Below are 2,498 nucleotides of genomic sequence, written 5' to 3'. Positions count from 1 at the left end.
TTTTTTTAAAAAAGCTGAAATTCCTTTTTTAGCAATGGCTTGGTTCTCTTTATTCGAAAATCCCAATCGAATGGACCACAGTGTATTTTGATTCATGACAACTATTTTAAAGTGAACAACCTTTAAGGTTAGATGTGGTAAAAGCGTAAAGGTTTAATACGCATTGAAGATAAGTTTGGGGTTCTATTGTAACATATTGTCTCTAACGCGTACTTATGGGATAACTGATATAAACAACATGAAAAATTTTTATTTAGGGCTGCTATTGACTGTAGGAAGTATAGCTACGAGTAGCGCTCAAACCAATCCCGAAAAACCAGCGGAAAAATCTACCGAGTTAAATGAGGTAACCATCGTGAAAACTAAAAAAGCGATTGAGCAAAAAGCGGATCGTACTATTTTTAATTTTTCAGACCAACCGAGTTTAAACACCGGTTCAGTTCTAGAAGGGATCAAAAAATTACCGGGATTAATTGCTTCGGATATTGCTGGAATGATGTACCAAGGAAAACAACTGGATGTTTTTATGGATGGTAGACCGCTCAATATTTCTACTACGGAGCTAAATGCTTTTTTAGAGGGAATGCCGGCTAATGCAATTGAAAAAATAGAAATTATTACCCAACCTGGTGCGGAGTTTCCAGCAACTTCAGGTGGTGCTATTTTAAATATAATTACCAATAAAAATGCTAAAATTTATTTGAGTGCTACGTATACCAACAGTACAAGTTTTACGAATTATGATTCGTTTCGTATGAGAGTAAATAACAGCCTTTTATTGAGTGCCAAGAATAAATATTTTGGATGGCAATTAAATGTTGGGCAAAATTATCGAGAAAGTGCAACATGGACTTCGTTAGATAAGCAAGAAAACGGTATGAACTCATTGCTATCAAGCACTAACACGGATCGAACGGGAAGAAATAATTTTATCAAATCGGCATTGACTTTTGACATAGGCAAAGACCGCTTGCTACTAAATTATGATATAACTCAAAATAATAACAACAGTACTACGCTAGGTACCGGGCCTGGTTTTGTGAATAATGACGCATCTACAAGTGTAGGCTTACGCCAAGATGCTGTGGTTACGTACCAAAAGAAATTTACTAACAGCGCTAAAAAGTTAGAGTTTAAATTCAATTACAATAACAATACTAACGATTTTGAGCTAAGTCCAGTTAGTAATTCAACTGTAACTTTGGCGAATACTTCTAATCAAAATTTTTATAATTTTAAGTTTGATTACTCACAACCATTGAAGTTTTCTGATGAAGGAAAGTTAAGTTTTGGTAGTTTGTACGAAGAGTTACTTTTTGAAGCAGCAAGCAGAGGGACCGTAAATCTTGATTATAAAAGGCGAACAGCAGCCTCTTATGTTGAGGTGCAAACCAAATTTGACAAATTCAATTTTATCTTAGGTGGTCGAGCCGAAGATTATAATATTACAGGTACTACAGATGTAGCTACTTTGTCTCCATTCAAGCAATTTCGCTTTTTTCCGAATGCCAGTGCGCAATATAATTTTAGTAATTCAGTCAATTTTAATATGAATTACAATAAAAAAATTACGCTTCCAAGTACATCGGCTTTAAACCCGAACAATACCAATTACCAAAATCCAAATGTTGATTATTCAGGTAATCCTAACTTGCAGCCTACCATTTTTAATAATTATGAGGTGAAGTTAAGCGCTTTTGATTATGCTTTTATTAGCTACAATATTAGCTCAGCTAAAAATCAAGTGATTAATAGAGTCTCTCTTGACAATAATGTCGTGGTTAATACGAATGAAAATATTCCGGCAGTTAAGATTCATAATTTTAGTGCAGGAATGCCAATACCTTATATGTTATTTACAAAAGGTCTTGAAGAAACTTTGAAAATGAATGTAAATCCGGATACAATGAATTTTCTCTACGTATATGGAGGATATCAGTATCACCAAATTCCAAATGTAAATACAAACGGTTTCTGGATGATTAATTTGATGTCTCAAATAGTACTTCCGTCCAAGATAAAATTTGTGGCGAATTACAATTATATTTTTCCTAAAGGAAATTATTTTTACTTTATTGCAACGGAGCCAATACGAAATTCACTTGATTTTACTTTCTCGAAAAAATTCTTGAAGGATCAATTAACGTTGTCGATTTATGCAGATGATGTATTAAATACCAACAAAAACGGATTTAATTCTTTTGGGACACCACTCTTAATAGCTAGTAAACAAGATACAAGAAAATTTGGTTTTAGTTTGAATTATAAAATCCCGACGAAGAACAAGTTAGCTAAAGAAAATTCTAACTTATTAAATAATGAAAAGAAAGAAGAAGGCGGTCTTTTAAACCAATAGTTTTCTAAAATAGATAATCGAAAAAGAGCTGTGTATTTGATAGAGGGCACTGAAAAAGCCCTCAACAAGTAAATTTTAAATAAAAAGTGGTAAAATTGAAGCGAGTTATGCTTTCAATTTCACCACTTTTTTTGTATCTTGT

General features: G+C 33.1%; 1 protein-coding gene. It reads left to right on the top strand.

All coding sequences use genetic code 11. From position 1 onward, the window contains the following. The first annotated feature begins 238 nt into the window (after positions 1 to 238). Entirely contained in the window at positions 239 to 2,356 is a 2,118-nt protein-coding gene (locus P8M54_RS08135) for a TonB-dependent receptor (RefSeq protein WP_300287058.1), read from the top strand. Positions 2,357 to 2,498 lie beyond the last annotated feature (142 nt).

This window comes from Flavobacterium sp., assembly GCF_029242675.1.
Lineage (GTDB): Bacteria > Bacteroidota > Bacteroidia > Flavobacteriales > Flavobacteriaceae > Flavobacterium.
This window is presented reverse-complemented; position numbering and strand designations above follow the sequence as displayed.